Origin of the sequence: Acidovorax sp. PRC11 (assembly GCF_031844105.1) — a bacterium.
Classification (GTDB): domain Bacteria; phylum Pseudomonadota; class Gammaproteobacteria; order Burkholderiales; family Burkholderiaceae_C; genus Paracidovorax.
In genome coordinates this window covers 90,192-107,601 of the sequence record NZ_JAUZUQ010000017.1, presented here as the reverse complement: position 1 = coordinate 107,601, position 17,410 = coordinate 90,192, and the positions used below count along the sequence as shown (strand labels likewise).

General features: G+C 62.9%; 14 protein-coding genes. 2 read left to right on the top strand and 12 right to left on the bottom strand.

Annotated elements, in window-relative coordinates; genetic code table 11:
• Positions 1 to 169: 169 nt before the first annotated feature.
• From pntB to Q9R47_RS18325, 11 genes are all read right to left on the bottom strand, one after another.
• Positions 170 to 1,585: a Re/Si-specific NAD(P)(+) transhydrogenase subunit beta gene (gene pntB, locus Q9R47_RS18375; RefSeq protein ID WP_180551539.1), complete on the bottom strand. Its 1,416-nt coding sequence runs from the start codon at positions 1,583 to 1,585 to the stop codon at positions 170 to 172.
• Between the two features lie 39 nt (positions 1,586 to 1,624).
• The gene (locus Q9R47_RS18370; protein WP_377561324.1) at positions 1,625 to 3,223 is read right to left on the bottom strand and encodes a Re/Si-specific NAD(P)(+) transhydrogenase subunit alpha; all 1,599 of its coding nucleotides are present in this window, start codon (positions 3,221 to 3,223) and stop codon (positions 1,625 to 1,627) included.
• A 336-nt stretch (positions 3,224 to 3,559) separates the two neighbouring features.
• On the bottom strand, positions 3,560 to 5,353 hold the full coding sequence (locus Q9R47_RS18365; protein ID WP_180551540.1) for an acyl-CoA dehydrogenase: 1,794 nt from the start codon (positions 5,351 to 5,353) through the stop codon (positions 3,560 to 3,562).
• 146 nt (positions 5,354 to 5,499) lie between these two features.
• On the bottom strand, positions 5,500 to 6,294 hold the full coding sequence (locus tag Q9R47_RS18360; protein WP_180551541.1) for an enoyl-CoA hydratase-related protein: 795 nt from the start codon (positions 6,292 to 6,294) through the stop codon (positions 5,500 to 5,502).
• A gap of 29 nt (positions 6,295 to 6,323) precedes the next feature.
• Positions 6,324 to 7,199: a DMT family transporter gene (locus Q9R47_RS18355; protein ID WP_311234604.1), complete on the bottom strand. Its 876-nt coding sequence runs from the start codon at positions 7,197 to 7,199 to the stop codon at positions 6,324 to 6,326.
• A gap of 89 nt (positions 7,200 to 7,288) precedes the next feature.
• Positions 7,289 to 8,062, bottom strand: a complete 774-nt coding sequence (locus Q9R47_RS18350) for an enoyl-CoA hydratase-related protein (protein WP_311234603.1) — start codon at positions 8,060 to 8,062, stop codon at positions 7,289 to 7,291.
• The gene (gene badI / locus Q9R47_RS18345) at positions 8,059 to 8,859 is read right to left on the bottom strand and encodes a 2-ketocyclohexanecarboxyl-CoA hydrolase (RefSeq protein ID WP_180551542.1); all 801 of its coding nucleotides are present in this window, start codon (positions 8,857 to 8,859) and stop codon (positions 8,059 to 8,061) included. The genes Q9R47_RS18350 and badI overlap by 4 nt, the downstream gene beginning before the upstream one ends.
• Before the next feature lie 18 nt (positions 8,860 to 8,877).
• Complete coding sequence (locus Q9R47_RS18340) at positions 8,878 to 9,645, bottom strand: glucose 1-dehydrogenase (protein ID WP_180551543.1); 768 nt, start codon at positions 9,643 to 9,645, stop codon at positions 8,878 to 8,880.
• Positions 9,646 to 9,673: 28 nt separating this feature from the next.
• Positions 9,674 to 11,323 (bottom strand): AMP-binding protein, encoded by a 1,650-nt coding sequence (locus Q9R47_RS18335; protein WP_311234602.1) that lies wholly within the window; start codon positions 11,321 to 11,323, stop codon positions 9,674 to 9,676.
• Positions 11,324 to 11,351: 28 nt separating this feature from the next.
• Positions 11,352 to 13,382: an FAD-dependent oxidoreductase gene (locus tag Q9R47_RS18330; protein WP_311234601.1), complete on the bottom strand. Its 2,031-nt coding sequence runs from the start codon at positions 13,380 to 13,382 to the stop codon at positions 11,352 to 11,354.
• Between the two features lie 317 nt (positions 13,383 to 13,699).
• Complete coding sequence (locus tag Q9R47_RS18325; RefSeq protein WP_180551544.1) at positions 13,700 to 15,049, bottom strand: MFS transporter; 1,350 nt, start codon at positions 15,047 to 15,049, stop codon at positions 13,700 to 13,702.
• 345 nt (positions 15,050 to 15,394) lie between these two features.
• Between Q9R47_RS18325 and Q9R47_RS18320 the strand changes: the two genes are divergently transcribed.
• Both Q9R47_RS18320 and Q9R47_RS18315 read left to right on the top strand, forming a co-directional pair.
• Positions 15,395 to 16,387, top strand: a complete 993-nt coding sequence (locus Q9R47_RS18320) for an NADPH:quinone oxidoreductase family protein (protein ID WP_180551545.1) — start codon at positions 15,395 to 15,397, stop codon at positions 16,385 to 16,387.
• Between the two features lie 30 nt (positions 16,388 to 16,417).
• Positions 16,418 to 16,717 (top strand): DUF1330 domain-containing protein, encoded by a 300-nt coding sequence (locus Q9R47_RS18315; protein ID WP_180551546.1) that lies wholly within the window; start codon positions 16,418 to 16,420, stop codon positions 16,715 to 16,717.
• Positions 16,718 to 16,877: 160 nt separating this feature from the next.
• On the opposite strand, the gene Q9R47_RS18310 is transcribed toward Q9R47_RS18315, so the two are convergent.
• The gene (locus tag Q9R47_RS18310) at positions 16,878 to 17,375 is read right to left on the bottom strand and encodes a MarR family transcriptional regulator (RefSeq protein WP_311234600.1); all 498 of its coding nucleotides are present in this window, start codon (positions 17,373 to 17,375) and stop codon (positions 16,878 to 16,880) included.
• Between the last annotated feature and the right edge of the window lie 35 nt (positions 17,376 to 17,410).

The following is a 17,410-nucleotide window of genomic DNA, read 5'->3' as shown; positions in this document are numbered from 1 at the left end:
CTGTCCGCCCACTTCGAGAATTGAATCGCCATCCGATGCAAGCGAACTTGCTGCACAAACCTCTCGTTCTGGACTCCTGAACGCCCCCCACCACCCTTACATCCTCCGAGCAGATACGTGCCCATTCAGTCGTCGTATCAGTTCTCGGACTCGACTCGCACACTCGCCCTCAGCCTTTGAGCGCGGCCAGCCCTTCGTCCAACATCTTCTTCGCATCCCCGAACAGCATGCGGTTGTTCTCTTTGTAGAACAGCGGGTTGTCCACGCCGGCGTAGCCCGAGGCCATGGAACGCTTCATCACGATGCTGGTCTTGGCCTTCCACACTTCCAGCACCGGCATGCCGGCGATAGGGCTGTCCGGGTCTTCCAGGGCGCTGGGGTTCACGATGTCGTTCGCGCCGATGACCATGGCCACGTCGGTGTCGGGGAAGTCCTCGTTGATCTCGTCCATCTCCATCACGATGTCGTAGGGCACCTTGGCCTCGGCCAGCAGCACGTTCATGTGGCCGGGCATGCGGCCCGCCACCGGGTGGATGGCGAAGCGCACTTCCACGCCCTTGGCGCGCAGGGTCTGGGTGATTTCGTTCACCGTGTGCTGGGCCTGGGCCACGGCCATGCCGTAGCCGGGTACGATGATGACGCTCTTGGCCTCGCGCAGCAGCTCGGCCGTTTCGACGGCGCTGATGGGCACCGCCTCGCCCTGCGGCTCGGCGGCAGCGGCGCCACCATCGGCCTTCTTGGGCGCGCCCGAGCCGAAGCCGCCGGCGATCACGCTGATGAAGTTGCGGTTCATCGCGGTGCACATGATGTAGCTCAGGATCGCGCCCGACGAGCCCACCAGCGCGCCGGTGACGATCAGCAGGTCGTTGTTCAGCATGAAGCCGGTGGCCGCGGCCGCCCAGCCCGAGTAGCTGTTGAGCATGGACACCACCACCGGCATGTCGGCGCCGCCAATCGCCATCACCATGTGCACGCCGAAGAGCAGCGCGATCACGGTCATCACGACCAGCGCCGTCATGCCCGCGCCGGGGCCGTGCGCGTTCAGGAACACGCGGCCGAACCAGATCACGACCAGGAGCGCGACCAGGTTGAGCCAGTGGCGCGCCGGCAGCAGCAGCGGCTTGCCGCCGATCTTGCCGTTGAGCTTGCCGAAGGCGATCAGCGAACCGGAGAAGGTGACGGCGCCGATCAGGATGCCGATGTAGATCTCCACCTCGTGGATGATCTTTTCCGCGCCCTGGAACTGCACCGAGGTGTCGATGTAGCTGGCAAAACCCACCAGGCAGGCCGCCAGGCCCACCAGGCTGTGCATGAGCGCGACCAGCTCCGGCATCTGGGTCATCTTGACGACCTTGGCCGCGTACAGGCCGATGGCGCCGCCGATGACCAGCGCGATGACGATCCAGGTGATGCCCGAGGGGCTGACGCGCGGGCCGAACACCGTGGCCAGCACGGCCAGCGCCATGCCGATCATGCCGAACAGGTTGCCGCGGCGCGAGGTCTCCGGGTTGGACAGGCCACCCAGGCTGAGGATGAACAGGATGGCGGCGCCCAGGTAGGCGACCGTGGCGAGACTTGGGGACATGGTGTTGTGCTCTCCTCGTTCTTCTTGTTGTGGCGATGCCTACTTGCGGAACATGGCCAGCATGCGGCGCGTGACGGCAAAGCCGCCGAACATGTTGACGGCCGTGAGCACCAGGGCGGCGAACGCCAGCCACATGATGAGCCCATCGGGCCGTCCGTTGGTCCCCGCCTCGGGGGGTGCGATCTGCACCAGCGCGCCGATGGCGATGATGCTGGAGATGGCGTTGGTCACGCTCATCAGCGGCGTGTGCAGCGCGGGCGTCACGTTCCACACCACCATGTAGCCGATGAAGCACGCCAGCACGAAGACCGTGAAGTGGCCCAGGAAGGCCGCGGGCGCATAGGCGCCAATGAGCCAGAACAGCACGGCCGCCACGGCGAAGATAATGGTCAGCGCCTTGGCGGACATGGGCGCGCCCGCGCCATGGCCGTGGCCGTTCTTCTTCTCGGCCACCGCCGCGGCCGCGGCCTTGGGCGCCGGTGCGGGCGCCTGCTTGAGGGGCGGTGCGGGCCAGGTGATGGCGCCGTCCTTGACCACGGTGAGGCCGCGGATCGCCTCGTCTTCCATGTTGACCACGGCCACGCCGTCCTTGGCCTTGCACAGCTCTTCGGTCAGGCGCAGCAGGTTGGTGGCGTACAGCGTGGACGACTGCTTGGCCAGGCGCGAGGCCAGGTCGGTGTAGCCGATGAGGGTCACGCCATGGCGCACCACGGCCTCGCCGGGCACGGTGAGCTCGCAGTTGCCGCCCTGCTCGGCGGCCATGTCCACGATCACGCTGCCGGGCTTCATGCTCTGCACCATCTCGGCGGTGATGAGCTTGGGCGCAGGCTTGCCGGGGATCAGCGCGGTGGTGATGATGATGTCGGCGTCCTTTGCCTGCTCCGCGTACATCTTGCGCTGCGCAGCCTGGAAGCCCTCGCTCATGACCTTGGCGTAGCCGCCGCCGCCCGAGCCGTCTTCCTCGTAGTCCACCTTGACGAACTCGCCGCCCAGCGACTTGACCTGGTCGGCCACCTCGGCGCGCGTGTCGTTGGCGCGAACGATGGCACCCAGGTTGGCCGCCGTGCCGATGGCAGCCAGGCCGGCCACGCCCGCGCCGGCGATGAAGACCTTGGCCGGAGGCACCTTGCCCGCGGCCGTGATCTGGCCGTTGAAGTAGCGGCCGAAGGCATTGGCCGCCTCGATGACGGCGCGGTAGCCGGAGACGCCGGCGGTGGAGGTCAGCGCATCCATCTTCTGCGCGCGCGAGAGCGTGCGCGGCAGGCAGTCGATGGCCAGCACCGTGGTCTTCTTGGCGGCCAGCTGCTGCATCAGCTCGGGGTTCTGCGCGGGCCAGATGAAGTCGATCAGCGTGCCGCCTTCGCGCATCAGGCCGACTTCGGCCTCGCTCGGCGGGCGCACCTTGAACACGATGTCCGACGCGGCCCACAGCGCGGCCGCGTCCGGCAGCACCTCGGCCCCGGCGGCGCGGTAGGCATCGTCGCTGAAGTTGGCGGCTTCACCCGCGCCGGATTCGATGGAGACCTTGAAGCCCAGCTTAATGAGCTTTTCGACCACGTCGGGCACGGTGGCGACGCGTTTTTCGAGCGGGAAGGTTTCGCGGGGAATGCCAATGCACTGGGCGTCACGGCGATGCATTGCTGCGCTGGGGGCTGACTGCATGAATACTCCTCTCGATATGTGGCATTCCTTCTGGTGCATAGCGGTGCACCTGCCCTCGAAGGAGCGTTGAAGAAACTACTTCGTCAAACCTCTTCTCTTCACCGCCTCTAGCAACCATCCCTCACTGGCGGGTATCCCGGAATGAACACCTGCAGCGGCATGAGATAGAGCGACGGTTTCGCAGGCGGCATTCCCAACGAGAATCCCCACCGGGGCTTCCCGCAGATTCAGGCCGCTTGACTGGCCGATTGCAGCATTCGCAGGTTCACGGCACAGAGAGTGACCGCGTCTGCAATACAAGCAATTGCCTCTTCAGAACGCTGCGTCAGAGAACTCCAGCGTGGCGCCCGAGCCAGAGACGATTGCATGCCGCAGCCCCGCCGATTTGGAAAGAACGTGGTCACCGTAGAAGCGGCAGGTCAAAATCTTGTAGGTCAAGAAGTCCGAGCCAGGATCCGATGCGAGGAGGCGGTCGGCAGCCAATGCGGCCCGTCCCATTTGCCATCCAGCCGCGACGATGCCCAGGAGTTCCAGGAACGGACCAGAACCCGCCAGGGCAGGCTTGGGACCGCCCTCCCAAGACTTCACAAGCGACTCCACTGCTGCCTCGAGGTCGCCGATACCCTTGTTCAACTGAGCACCAATGGCGCGGAGTTCGGCATGCGCATGGGATTCCAGGTCAGCCTGGACCTGCCGCATACGCACGATCACCGCACCAATCGCGCGTCCGCCATCGCGGCCGATCTTGCGTCCCACCAGATCCATCGCCTGGATGCCGGTCGTGCCCTCATAGATCGTCGTGATGCGGGCGTCGCGGAGATACTGCGCGGCTCCGGTTTCTTCGATGAAGCCCACGCCGCCGTGAACCTGGATCCCCATGGAGGCGATATCCAGACCGGTTTCCGTGAACCACCCCTTGGCGACCGGCATCATCAGTTCGACGAAGGCCTGGTGGGCATCCCGGACTTCCGGATCCTGATTCAGCGCAGCCTGGTCCATGCTTGCCGCCATCACCGCCGCCAGCGCGCGCATGGCCTCAATCCGGGATTTCATGCTCAACAGCATTCGGCGCACATCGGGGTGCCGGATGATCGCAACTTTGGCGCTGGTCTCACCGCCTTGCTCCACGCCTTGAACCCGCTCCCGCGCATATGCCCTGGCCTTCTGGTAAGCGCGTTCGGCCAGCCCAATGCCCTCCAGGCCCACGGCGAAGCGCGCCGAGTTCATCATGATGAACATGTACTCCAGCCCGCGGTTCTCCTCACCGACCAGATAGCCGACCGCTCCCGCACCGTCGCCGAAAGCCATGACGCACGTGGGCGTGGCATGCAGGCCGAGCTTGCGCTCGATCGACACTGCTCGCACGTCGTTGTGCTCGCCCAGCGAACCATCTTCATTGACCAGCACCTTCGGCACCGCGAACAGCGAGATCCCCTTGGTTCCGGCCGGGGCGCCTTCGACCCTCGCAAGCACCAGATGCACCACGTTCGGAACCAGATCGTGGTCCCCGTAGGTGATGAAGATCTTGGTGCCATGCAACCGGTACGAGCCATCGGCCGCGCGGGTGGCGCGGGTGCGCACGGCGGAAAGGTCAGAGCCTGCCTGCGGCTCGGTCAGCACCATCGTGCCGGTCCATTCACCGCTGACCATGCGCGGCAGGTACCGCTGCTGCAGTTCAGGCGAACCAGCGTGACGCAGCACGTTCACCGCGCCTCGCGACAGCAGGCTCAGCAGGCCAAACGCGACGCTGCCGCTGTTCCACATTTCTTCGACTGCAGCGGCCAGCACGCCGGGAAGATTCTGTCCGCCCTGCTCTTCAGGCGCGGACAGTGCAGGCCAACCGGCCTCGACGAAACGCGCATACGCCTGCGCCCAGCCCGCTGGCATACGGGGCGCGCCACCTTCAAGGCGAACGCCCTCAATGTCTCCCGAGTGGTTCAGAGGAGCGATGACCTCCGAGGCAAAGACTCCAGCCTCTTCCAGCACTGCGCGAGCAAGGTCGGGAGTGGCCTCGCCATAGCCGGGCAGCGCTGCGATTTCATGCAGGTCCGCGAGCTCATTCAGAACGAACTGCATGTCCTGCAAAGGTGGGGTGTACTGACTCATAGTGCCTCCTGTGGCGAAGCGCTTGCGTTCAACAACGCAAACAGATGGATAAATTTCTTATTCGGATCTCCAACCGTGTGCGATGCCTCGGTCGTGAAGTACCGCTGCCTGAGACATCGCAAGGGCTTGCTGCAAGAGCATGCCGCTCACTCGCCGGTGAAGTTCGGGGGCCGCTTTTGGGAGAACGCCTGCAGACCTTCCCGGTAGTCGGCACTCCAGCCCATTTCGCGAATGAAGCTGGCCTCCATGGACAGTTGCTGCTCCAGCGAATGGCTGGTGGCCGCATGCATCAACTGCCGGGTGCGTACCAACGCCTTGGTCGGCATCTGGGCGATTTGTGCTGCCAAGGCATCGATGGTGCCGGCGAACTTCGAGTCCTCGACCACCTGCCAGATGAGCCCCCACTCAGCCGCCGTCGCGGCTGGGAGCTTCTCGGCGAGCATTGCCAGACCCAGAGCACGCACGGTGCCAACGGATCGCGTGAGAAACCAGGTACTGCCGGTATCCGGCGTCAGCCCGATCCTGGAGAAGGCTTGCAGAAAGTAAGCGGATTGGGCGGCCACCACCAGATCGCAAGCCAGCGCGATGGATGCGCCGCCTCCCGCAGCCAACCCTTGCACCGCCGCGACAGTAGGAACCTGCAGGCTCTGCAAGCGCATCACCAGCGGCTTGAAGTACCGCTCCACCAGATTGCCGATGTCCGGCAACTTGCCATCGACCTCCTGCATGGCGGGATCGGCAAGATCCTGCCCCGCGCAGAAGGCACGTCCCGCCCCGCCAAGCACCAGCACCCGCAACTGGCGGTCGGCTTCAATTCGGGACATGGCCTCATGGAGCTCCACCATGGTCTCGGCGTCCAGGCTGTTGAGCTTCTCCGGCCGGTTCAGCACGATGCGCGCCACGCCGCTGTCCACCGTGAAAAGAATGTTCTTGAATGTCATGCTTCAACTCCTTCAGGACGTGATCGGAATCAGTTCGGCTTGCGCACGACGATCCCGACGCCGATTGCGGTGACGACCATCCCGGCGACCGTCAGCCCCGTGACCGGCTCGCCAAAAAGCACCCACGCCATCACCGCTGTCGTGGGAGGTACTAGGTAGAAAAGACTGGTGACGGAGGTTGCGGCGCCTCGCTGGATCAACAGATACAGCAAAGAGCTGCCTCCCAACGTCAGCCCCAGCACGGACCAGGCCATGGCCCCCGCCAGCTCCGAATTCAGGCCCCCAGCGGCGCCGACCCACCGCATCGGCTCCGTTTCCAGCAACGCCAGAGGTGTGGTCACCACAAACGCCGCCAGCAATTGGATGAAGCTGGCGGTCCGAACATCGCAGGGAGCCACGAAGCGCTTCTGGTACAGGGTTCCCATGGTGATGGCCAGCAGAGCCGTCAACGCGCAACCCAAACTGGCAGGGCCGACCTCCCCGAACCCCAGCTTTGCCCAAACCACCAGCAGCAATCCCAGCAGTCCGAGAACAAGCCCCACCCATTGGGCTCTTGTCACGCTGCCGCCTCGGCGGGAAAGCCAGATCGCCGTCAGAACGGGCTGCAACCCGACGAGCAATGCAGTCAGGCCCGCGCCCATCCCCATCTTCACTGCGGCCCACACGCCGCCCAAGTAGATGGCGTGCATCAGCATCCCGGTGACGCTCAGGTGCAGCCAGCTCCGGGCGTCCCGCGGCCACGTCGCCCGGGCGGCAACGGCCCAAATGCCAAAGCAGCCGACGGACAAGGCATAGCGAACCGCCAGGAACTTCATGGGCGGCGAATGCGGCATGCCGTACCTGGCCACGACAAAGCCCGTGGCCCAGATGACCACGAACACAAGGGGCATCGAGCGCACCAGCATCGGACTTGCCGCCGAATGCGCTGGCTCCCGGAGATCAGATGCGCTGGAAATAGGGACTCCCTGAATCAAAGACTGCGTGGGGAAACCACTCAGTGTCCGGTGAACAGAGGCTTGCGCTTGCCCAGGAAGGCAGTGACTCCTTCGACGGCATCACCGGTCTGGGTCGCCGCCGAGAAACACTCCGCCTCCTGCTGCAGCCCGTCCTCCATGCGCATGGACTGCGAATGCCGGATCGCCTCGAGCGCATGGCCCAGGGACGCCGGAAACGGCTCGCCGAGGCTCTTCAGATAGGCGACTCCCGCATCGATCGGATCCTCGACCTCGACGATGCGATGGATCAGGCCGATGCGCTCTGCTTCCTGGGCATCGATCGCACGGCCGCTGGCAATCAACTCCACAGCTCGCCCAACGCCCACCAGGCGCGGCAGCCGCTGCGTTCCCCCGTAGCCGGGAATCAGGCCCAGCTTGATCTCGGGGAGGCCGAGCCGCGACGTGGGCGTCGCGATCCGAAAGGTGCACGCCATCGCCAGCTCGAGCCCGCCCCCGAACGCCACGCCAGTGATGACTGCGACGGAAGGAATGCGCAGGCTGTCCAGCTTGGCGAACGCCAACTGACCACGCCGTGCGGTTTCGCGCTGCTCGCCGGCATTCTTGCCCTGCAGTTCGCTCACATCGGCGCCCGCGCAGAAGGACTTGCCGCCGCCTGCACCAACGATGAGCAGTGCCCGGGCGTCCGATACCGCGACCTCGTCAAGACGGTTGGAGATCTCTCCGACCATCTCGGCGTTCAGCGCATTCAAGGCCTTCGGGCGGTTCAGCGTCAGGATCGCGACACCATCACGGTAGGTCAGCTCCGCGCTCATGCCTGGCTGCCTTCGTCGGATTGGGGACGGAAACGCGGCTTGCGCTTCTCCAGGAACGCCTTGACACCCTCGTGAGACTCTTCGGTACCGTAGTACAGCGCCAGCGCCTGCATGCCCAGGCCGCCAATACCACGGATCGAATCCGAATCGGCGTTGAAGGAGCGCTTGGCGATGGCAATCGCTGTCGGGCTCTTTTCCATGATTTCCTGGCACCAGCGATCGACTTCGGCATCCAGTTCCGCCATGGGAACGACAGCGTTGACTAGCCCCATGGCGAGCGCTTCCTGCGCCTTGTAGCGGCGGCACAGATACCAGATCTCACGGGCTTTCTTCTCGCCAACCACGCGGGCGAGATAGGCCGTGCCAAAGCCGGGATCCACCGAGCCGACCTTCGGGCCGACCTGGCCGAACTGAGCCGTGTCCGCAGCAATCGCGAGATCGCAGCAGGTCACCAGCACGTTGCCGCCACCGATGGCAAAGCCATTGACGCGGGCAATCACGGGCTTCGGCACCTCGCGGATCATTCCTTGCAGTTCCTCGACCGGCAGACCGATCAGGCCCCGGCCGTCGTAGCCACCATCATGGGCCGACTGGTCGCCCCCTGTGCAGAACGCCTTCTCGCCCACGCCGGTGAGCACGATGACGCCAATGCTCTTGTCCCAGCCGGCACGGTGCAGCGCGTCGATCAGTTCGTCGCAGGTCTTGCCGCGAAATGCGTTGTACTTTTCGGGACGGTTGATGGAGATGCGGGCAACGCCGCCCTTCACTTCGTAGAGGATGTCCGTGTAGTTGCTCATGGTCGTCTCCTGGTGGGGTTAGCCGTGCATGGTCAGGCCGCCGGACACCGAGATGACCTGGCCGGTGATGAAGTTGGCGTCGTCGCTGGAGAGGAACGCCACGGCGCCGGGAATGTCCTCGGGCTGGCCAAGGCGCTTCAGGGGAATGGCCCGCTTGAGACCGTCGTAGATCTTCTGGCCGAACTCGCCGCCGCCCGTGAAGGACTGCAGCAGCGCGGTATCGGTGGGCCCCGGGCACACCACGTTGACGCGCACATTGCTGCGTGCCGTCTCACGGGCCAGCGTCTTGCTGAAGGCGATGATGCCGCCCTTGCATGCGGAGTAGACGGATTCGCCGGACGAACCGACGCGCCCCGCATCGGAGGCGATGTTGACGATCTTGCCGCCGCCGGCCGCCACCATGAAAGGCACCACGGCATGCTGCAGGCTCAGGGGGCCCTTGAGGTTGATCGCGATCAGTTTGTCCCACAGATCGGGCGTGGTCTCGACAAACTGCTTGGCCACGTCCCAGCCGGCGTTGTTGACGAGGATGTCGATCTGCTTGAGATCGGCGTGGATCTTCTGCACAGCCTTGGCAACCGCGTCGTGATCCGTGATATCCAGCTGAGCCGTGGTCAGCTGACCCGCGTACTGTTGGAACTGGCCCTTGATTTCATCGAGGCCAGCCTGGTTCAGATCCAGTGCGGCGACGCGCGCACCCTCCTCCAGGAAACGCTGCACCAGGCTGCGCCCGATGCCGCCGGCTGCGCCAGTGATGATGGCCACTTTGTCTTTGAGTCCACGCATGGGAATGCTCTCCTGTAAATAAATTGAGTCAGTGATTGCGGTTGGCGATGACCTGAGCGACGTGGTCGCGCAGCTTGAATTTCTGCAGCTTGCCGGTGGCAGTGCGCACGATGGGCTCGAAGAGCACGTGCTTCGGCGTCTTGAAACCCGGTAGCCTGGCGCGGCAGAACTGGATGACCTCTTCCTGCGTCAAGGTGCCGACGTGCTGCGGATGCAGCTCCAGCACTGCACAGGGGACCTCACCCCATTTCTCGTCCGGCACGGCGACCACCGCGGCCTGGAACACCGCCGGGTGCGTGAACAGGACCTCCTCGACCTCGATGGAAGAGACGTTCTCGCCGCCGGAAATGATGATGTCCTTGGAGCGGTCCTTGATCTCGATGTAGCCGTCCTCATACACCACGGCCAGATCGCCACTGTGCATCCAGCCACCCTCGAAGGCCTCTCGCGTAGCCTCGGGGTTCTTGAGGTAGCCCTTCATGCCCAGATTCCCTCGGAAAAGCACCTCGCCGATCGTCTTGCCGTCGCGGGACACGGGCTGCAGGGTATGGGGATTGGCCACCATCATGTCTCCCGCGACCGCCGTGCGAACGCCCTGACGGCCCATGTGGCGCAGACGCTCTTCAGCCGGCATGGCGGCCCACGAATCCTGAGGCACGCAGGTGGTGTTGACACCGTGCTGCTCAGTCATGCCATACACGTGCAGCACCTCGAAGCCCAGGGCCTCGGTTTGAGCGATCACCGACACTGGCGGCGAGGCTCCGGCGCAGGCGACCCAGATGGGGGAGCTTGGCTTGCTCCAGTTCTGCGGCTTGCCTGCGATCAGCGAACTGAGCACCGCCGGGGCGCCGCAGAAATGCGTCACGCTATGCTGGCCGATGGCGTCGTAGATGTCCTCCGCGACCACCTTGCGCAGGCACACACTCGTCCCGGCCACGGCGGCCAGGGCCCACGCATAGCACCAGCCGTTGCAATGGAACAGCGGCAAGGTCCACAGGTAGACCGGGACTCCTACGTTCAACCGCGCATAGAGGGAGGTGCCGAGCGCATTGAGATAGGCCGCACGGTGGTGGTAGACCACGCCCTTGGGGTTGCCCGTGGTTCCCGAGGTGTAGTTCAACGCGATGGCGTCCCACTCGTCCTCGGGGTAGCGCAGCTGCGCATCAGCAGGCGCATCGGCCAGGAAACGCTCGTAGTCGATCACACCCACCGGGTCGGCGTCTGGGACGTCGCTTGCACGGATGTCCACCACATCCATTTGCAAGCCGGAGAGCTTCACCGCCGCACGCGCCACCTCGGCAAATTGCTGGTCCACCATCAGCAACCGGGTCTCGGAATGCTGCAGGATGAAGGCGATCGCCGCCGCGTCCAGGCGGATGTTGATGGAGTTGACGACAGCGCCCGCCATGGGCACCCCAAACTGCGCCTCCAGCATCTCGGGGATATTGGCCGCGAGGATGGCGACCGTATCTCCACGCTGGATGCCCGCGCCGATCAACGCGCGTGCCAGGCTGCGGCAACGCTGGGCGTAGGCGGCCCATGTATAGCGCCGCTCGCCATGAATGACAGCGATGCGGTCTGGATGGATGTCCGCCGCTCGGTCGAGCAACGCCAGCGGGGTCAGTGGCTGGTAGTTGGCCGGGTTCTTGTCAAGACCTTGTTTGAATTTGTTCGTCATGCTTGTCTCTGAGTTAGGGCTGTCAAAGTCAGAACGAAACGGCCAGACGCGTTGCCTGGTCGATGGCGCGCAATGCGTCCAATTCGGCAGCAACATCGGCTCCGCCGATCACGTAGGGCTTGACGCCTCGCTCGGCCAAACCATCAAACAGCGTCCGGTTCGAGAGCTGTCCCGCGCAGAGGATGACAGTGTCCGCGTCCAATACGCGAGCCTCGCCATTCACGCTGTAGTGCAGGCCCTGGTCGTCAACGGCCTGGTAACTTGCTCCGGCCGTCATCGCCACGCCTGCCTTGCGCAGCTTGGCCTTGAGAATCCACCCGGTGGACTTGCCCAAGTTCTTGCCCAGTGACTCGGGCTTGCGTTGGAACATGTGGATGACGCGCTCGGTGCCGTGCTGCGCAGGCGCCTTGAGCCCGCCCGCGCTGCGAATGGCCGTATCCACACCCCAGGCATCCATGAATACCTTTGGCTTGAGCGACTCCTCGGCACTGCCGACCAGGTACTCGGCCACGTCGAAGCCGATTCCGCCCGCGCCGATGATGGCGACCTTGTTGCCCACCGGCACGCCGTTGGCCAGCACATCCAGGTAGCTGACCACCTTCGGGTGATCAAGGCCTTTGATCTCGGGCTCGCGCGGGATCACGCCCGTCGCAATCACCACCTCGTCGAACTCACCCGAACGCACACGCGCGGCGAGATCCTCCGCATCGGCTCGGGTTTTCAGATGCACCGCGACCTTCAGGCGCTCCAGCGAGACCCGGAAGTAGCGCAGCATTTCGTTGAACTCGTTCTTGCCCGGCACTTTGCGAGCCATATTCAGTTGGCCACCGAGCTGATCGCCTGCCTCGAACAAGGTGACCCGATGACCACGCTGCGCGGCATTGATCGCAAAGGCCATGCCGGCAGGCCCGCCACCGACAACGGCGAAATGCTTGGGCGCGGTGGTCTTGCTATCGTCGAACTCGATCTCGCGCCCTGCCCTCGGGTTCACCAGGCAAGTCGCCACGCGGTCGGTAAAAATGCGGTCAAGGCAGGCTTGGTTGCAGGCGATGCAGGTATTGATCTCGTCGGCGCGGTTCTCGCGCGTCTTGCGGGCGAACTCGGGATCGGCGAGCAGCGGACGGGCCATCGAAACCAGATCGGCAGCGCCGGAAGCGATGATCTCTTCAGCCACATCAGGAGCATTGATGCGGTTGGACGCCATCACCGGAATGCCGACCGCACGCTTCACGTTGCGGATCGCGTCGATCCATGCCGCACGCGGGACCGGCGCTGCCATGGTCGGCACGGACGATTCGTGCCAGCCGATGCCGGTGTTGATCATGTCGGCACCCGCCGCTTCGACCCGGCGGGCGAGTTCGGCCACTTCTTCGCCGGTCATACCCCCGTCCATCAGGTCGATGGACGAGATGCGGTAGATGACCATGAATTCGGGCGAGACCCGCGCCCGCACGGCCTTCACGATTTCAAGGGGGAAGCGGATCCGGCGATCAAAGTCGCCGCCGAACTCGTCGTCGCGCTGATTGGTCAATGCTGCGGTGAACTCGTTGATCAGGTAGCCCTCGGAGCCCATGATTTCGACACCCACGTAGCCAGCCTGCTCTGCCAGTGCCGATGTGTTCGCAAAGCTCTCGACCGTTGCCCAGACCTCTTCGGTCGTCAGCGCACGTGGAGGAAAGACGTTGATCCGCGCCTTGCCGGCCGACGGCGCCACACAGGTGGACACCTTGGCATAACGGCCTGCGTGAAGAATCTGCAGGACGATGCGTCCACCGGCCTCATTCACCGCCGAGGTGATCGCGCGATGCTCGCCCAAATCCCCGGGCTTTTGCAGCACCAGACCACCTTCATCCATCACCCCTTCGGGCACGGGGGAGTAGCCGCCGGTAAGGATGAGGCCGATCTCACCTGCGGCACGGGCCGCGTAGAAGGCCGCCAGTCTTTCATGGGGACGATCCATTGTTTCCAGGCGCGTATGCATTGCGCCCATCACCATGCGGTTCGGCAGATCTACCCCAGCGACGCGCAGGGGGCTCAGGAGGTGTGGATAGGTTGACATGTTTGTCTCTCGTGCTGGGTTTGGGGTGAGTGCAATGATCCTCGCCCCATCAATTTACGTCAAGATCATGACGTATTTTATTTGAGAAATACAGGGTTAACACCTACTTCATATAACATCTCAATCCAAATAACCATCAACATCACTACACAAATGAAAGCGATCGGCGCTACGACGATGACAGCTCCTACAGGCGTGCGGGGATGCCGAACCAGGTGTGGAACTCGCATTCGACGCGCGGCGCCCCCTCCCCCCGGCAAGGCGAGGTTGGGCTAGCAGCACCTGGCCAGGCCGCGAGGCCCCCACATCCATGCCACTCACGTGGCAGTACTCGTCTTGAGGGTCTTGAGGGTCAGTTCCGAAGCCGATCGGCCATGGTTGATGCACGCAAGCGCAATCGCTCCCACAACGCCTGCGGCACCGATGACCAGGAAGTTCTGCTCAAGAGGAAGTTGCAGGGACACGATCAACCCGATCAGCAAAGGCGCAGCGATCGCCCCCATGCGCCCGATGCCCGACGCCATGCCGATGCCGGTGGACCGAATGTCTGACGGGTAGTACTGGCCGCTGTAGGCGTAGACCACAATTTGCGCCCCCGTCGAGCAAGCCCCAACCGCTGCGATGATGAAATAGAGCACCTCCGTCGAGGTTTTCAGCGTCATCATGTACAGGAAGACGCCGCCCAACGCGTACATGCAGACCACGACCCATTTGATGTGGAACCGGTCCGCAAGCCACCCGCCGCCGATCGATCCGATCACCGCACCCACATTGAGTGCGATGACAAAACTCAATGCGGAGCCAAGGCTGTAGCCCGACATGGCCATCAGCTTCGTCAGCCAGGTGCTGAGCGCGTAGATCATGAACAAGCCAGTGAAGAAAGCCACCCAGAACATCACCGTGCTCAGTCCGCGCCCATCTTGGAACAGTTGCGCTACGGTGGCACCGGCCCCAGCATTGGTGGCCCGAGGCGGATGGAAGGTGTCGTTGGCGCCGATCTTCAACCCCGGATCGATGGATTGGGCGATCTGACGCAGTTGCGCACTGTCTCGCCGGGATACCAGGAACGACAGCGATTCAGGCATCGACTTCAGGATGAAGGGGATCAGCAGCACCGGGACACCGGCGGCAAAGAACACGATCTGCCAGCCAAACTGCGCAATGAACTGCTTTCCCAGCACGGCAGCCAGAATGCCGCCGATGGCGTAGCCGGAAAACATCACGGTCGTCAGGAAACTCCGGATCCGCTTGGGCGCGTACTCGGTCATCTGAGCTGTGATGTTCGGCATCACGCCGCCAATGCCCAGCCCCGCGATGAAGCGCGCGATGCTGAAGGTGACAGGATCTTTGGTCAGCCCCGCTGCCGCGGTGAATACGCTGAAGAGAAACACACAAAGAGAGATCGTCCAACGGCGGCCGATCTTGTCCGACAGCGCGCCCAGAAAGATAGCGCCGAACATCATCCCGAACAGAGCCGAGCTGGCCATGAAGCCAGCGGTCGCGGCTTCCACGCCCATCTCCTTCATGATGGCCGGAAGCGCCGCTCCAGCGACCGCCAAATCATAGCCATCAATGATGATGACCACGAAGCACCAGGCCAGCACCTTGGCATGGAAACGATTGAACTTGGCCTCATCGGCAAGTTCGTGCACGTTGATCTCTCGCATGGGTCTTGTCTCCTTGTTTCGGTAGGGATACATCGGAACCACGACCAAGACGTGCTACATCGGCGCGCTCATGCGAAGCACAAGCGACCAGAACAGACCTGCGCGCAGCCCATCGCTCTAGCGACGGCGCGATCTTTGCAGAGCCAGCAATTTATATCAAGTTATTGATACATAATTTCTCTAAAGACTAGGGTTTACACCTATATTTATACGGAAAATCAAACCGATCTATGCAAATATGATTACATAATTCCAAGAATCGACGCATCAGAATCATCAGCAGAATTGGGCAACTTGAGTCCGTAGTTTTGACACGTCCCCATCACCCCTCCCCCTCCGAGCAGCATGAAAGCCGTACTCATTCGTCAGTTCAGCGAGGACCCTCGCACACATCACGTCGAAGAAGTGGCCGAACCGGTTGTCGGCTCCGATGACATCCTGATCGCTGTCAAAGCAGCGTCTCTCAACTTTCCCGATCTCCTGGTCATGAGCGGGAAGTACCAAATCCTTCCCGAGCGCCCGTTCACTCCTGGAAAGGACGCAGCTGGCATCGTGGAGGCCGTCGGCCCGAACGTCCGCACCTTCAAGCAAGGGGACCACGTTGTGGCCCAAGTGGAGAACGGCTGCTTCGCAAGTCGCCTGTCCGTTCCTCAGTCGAGCGCACAAAAGATACCAACAGAAATGCCCTTCGCTGATGCGGCCGCGATGGGCCTCGTGTACCAGACGGCGTACTTTGCGCTCACGGACCGCGGCAATTTCCGCAACGGAGAGACCGTGCTGATCAGTGGAGCTGCCGGGGGTGTAGGGCTTGCCGCCGTTCAGATCGCCAAGGCCCTAGGCGCGAAAGTCCTCGCGGGCGTGACCTCGGAAGCCCAGGCGAAAGCAGTGCATCAATCCGGAGCCGATGAGGTGATTGACCTCTCGGCCGCCAACCTTCCCGAGTCCACTCGCGAGCAAGTGCATCGCGCTACGAATGGAAAAGGAGCCGACGTCTTCCTCGATCCCGTGGGCGGCGATGTGTTCGATGCGTGCATTCGCTCGCTCGCGCGGCGCGGCCGGGCGGTGATCATCGGGTTCGCCGCTGGCAAGATTCCGGTGATCAAAGGCTCCTACCTGCTGCTCAAGAACATCTCTGTCTCCGGTATGCAGTGGACGGACTACCCGACCTACTCGCCCGAGCTCGTCGCAGAGGCTCAAGCAAAACTGAACGAACTCTACCTGCAGGGACTCTTGCGCCCACACATCACGCAAGTGTTCGCTCTTGAATCTTTCGCTGACGCAGCCGCCCGGCTGACATCAAGAGGGGTGATCGGGAAGCTTGTCCTAACCATCCACTAGCACTGTTCACTACTCACTTCGGAGACTTGGATGAAAGGCTACGTGCTGGCATTCATTGACGTGGAAGATCCGTCAAGCTATGCCCCCTATGCAGCAGGCGCACCTGCAACGATCGCAGCCCATGGCGGCAAGTACCTCATCCGCAACGGAGCCAAGGAACTGCGCGAAGGAGCGCTTCCAGCAGACCGCCTCGTCGTCCTGGAGTTCCCGTCCGTGGCCCAAGCCCGCGCCTGGTACGAATCACCCGAGTACCAGGCGCTGGTACCAATTCGCCAAGGAGCCTCGAAAGGATCTCTCATGATCGTGGAAGGATTTGGCGAAGTTTCGTGAGGCGTGCAGACGGACACCCTTGCTCCCCGATCAAGCAAACGCTTGAACCACCGTTGCCGTTGCATTGCCTCGGATCCACCTCCGGCGACGTGGCGCCCTAGCCATGACGCTCAACCAGAACGCCCTACAGCGGACGATAACTCACCTCGGAATCTCGGTTCTAGCCCTCATCTTCCTCAGGGATAGCATCCATTTCCAAGGCGACCTTCGACATCCCGTCATTGAGCTGGTTAATGTGGTGCAGCAGAGAGATCTTGTCGTCGAAGCGAAAGCTTGCCACCGCTTGACGATAGAACTCGTAGATTCTTGGCTGGATTCCGTCCCAGAACGCCCGACCCGGTGGCAGCATCACAACTTTCTTGGCGCGCCTATCAGCTGGATCCACGACGCGAGCCACGTGCCCTTCGCGCTCCAGGCGCTTGAGAACCCCATCGAGACTCTGGCGGCTCACGACCAGATAGTCCGCCAGGTCGGAAAACGACATTCCATCCTTCACCTGCTTACGCGACAAGGCTCCCAGCGTCGCCCACTGGACTGTGGTGATGCCAAGCTCCTTGACGGACTGGCGATCCAAGGTGTTGCCAGCTTGGAACAGGCGAAAAAACAATCGGTTGTGAACGGCGGAAACCGATTGATCGTAGTTTTCGTTATCAGACATGCGCAGGTTAGTAGTCAGGGAGCTTCAAAGAGTTC

Bases quoted from the DNA above. Each gene is read 5' to 3' on its own strand.
- pntB (WP_180551539.1), bottom strand. From the start codon at position 1,585: ATGTCCCCAAGTCTCGCCACGGTCGCCTACCTGGGCGCCGCCATCCTG.
- Q9R47_RS18370 (WP_377561324.1), bottom strand. From the start codon at position 3,223: ATGCATCGCCGTGACGCCCAGTGCATTGGCATTCCCCGCGAAACCTTC.
- Q9R47_RS18365 (WP_180551540.1), bottom strand. From the start codon at position 5,353: ATGAGTCAGTACACCCCACCTTTGCAGGACATGCAGTTCGTTCTGAAT.
- Q9R47_RS18360 (WP_180551541.1), bottom strand. From the start codon at position 6,294: ATGACATTCAAGAACATTCTTTTCACGGTGGACAGCGGCGTGGCGCGC.
- Q9R47_RS18355 (WP_311234604.1), bottom strand. From the start codon at position 7,199: ATGCTGGTGCGCTCGATGCCCCTTGTGTTCGTGGTCATCTGGGCCACG.
- Q9R47_RS18350 (WP_311234603.1), bottom strand. From the start codon at position 8,062: ATGAGCGCGGAGCTGACCTACCGTGATGGTGTCGCGATCCTGACGCTG.
- badI (WP_180551542.1), bottom strand. From the start codon at position 8,859: ATGAGCAACTACACGGACATCCTCTACGAAGTGAAGGGCGGCGTTGCC.
- Q9R47_RS18340 (WP_180551543.1), bottom strand. From the start codon at position 9,645: ATGCGTGGACTCAAAGACAAAGTGGCCATCATCACTGGCGCAGCCGGC.
- Q9R47_RS18335 (WP_311234602.1), bottom strand. From the start codon at position 11,323: ATGACGAACAAATTCAAACAAGGTCTTGACAAGAACCCGGCCAACTAC.
- Q9R47_RS18330 (WP_311234601.1), bottom strand. From the start codon at position 13,382: ATGTCAACCTATCCACACCTCCTGAGCCCCCTGCGCGTCGCTGGGGTA.
- Q9R47_RS18325 (WP_180551544.1), bottom strand. From the start codon at position 15,049: ATGCGAGAGATCAACGTGCACGAACTTGCCGATGAGGCCAAGTTCAAT.
- Q9R47_RS18320 (WP_180551545.1), top strand. From the start codon at position 15,395: ATGAAAGCCGTACTCATTCGTCAGTTCAGCGAGGACCCTCGCACACAT.
- Q9R47_RS18315 (WP_180551546.1), top strand. From the start codon at position 16,418: ATGAAAGGCTACGTGCTGGCATTCATTGACGTGGAAGATCCGTCAAGC.
- Q9R47_RS18310 (WP_311234600.1), bottom strand. From the start codon at position 17,375: ATGTCTGATAACGAAAACTACGATCAATCGGTTTCCGCCGTTCACAAC.